This window comes from Achromobacter sp. SIMBA_011 (assembly GCF_046535435.1).
Classification (GTDB): domain Bacteria; phylum Pseudomonadota; class Gammaproteobacteria; order Burkholderiales; family Burkholderiaceae_B; genus Achromobacter; species Achromobacter dolens.
On record NZ_JAWRWN010001067.1, the window covers coordinates 1 to 244 of the forward strand.

The window sequence follows — 244 nt, forward strand, 5'->3', positions numbered from 1 at the left end:
GTGGGTGAGCCAGTAATCCATTGGGATCGTTTGCCTTTATTTTCGCGGCGATATCAGGATGTGCTACCGGAGTGAGCGTTTCTGGCAACAGCAATTCAGCATGGAGCCCAGGCCAGTTTCCGCGACCATAGCGAATGGGCAGATCGGCCTCGCCGCCCGCAATATCAACGTGCCGTGACCCGACGTCGAGCTGTATTTTGAGTGGATTCGCGCCAGCTTCGAGTTTAGCGAGTCGATCGAAGAG

Annotated in this window: 1 protein-coding gene; it reads right to left on the minus strand. The window is 55.7% G+C overall.

What is annotated here, in order from left to right; genetic code table 11:
* Window positions 1-244: LysR substrate-binding domain-containing protein (locus SB816_RS34295; RefSeq protein ID WP_410548535.1), on the minus strand; the 244-nt coding region annotated here is incomplete at both ends.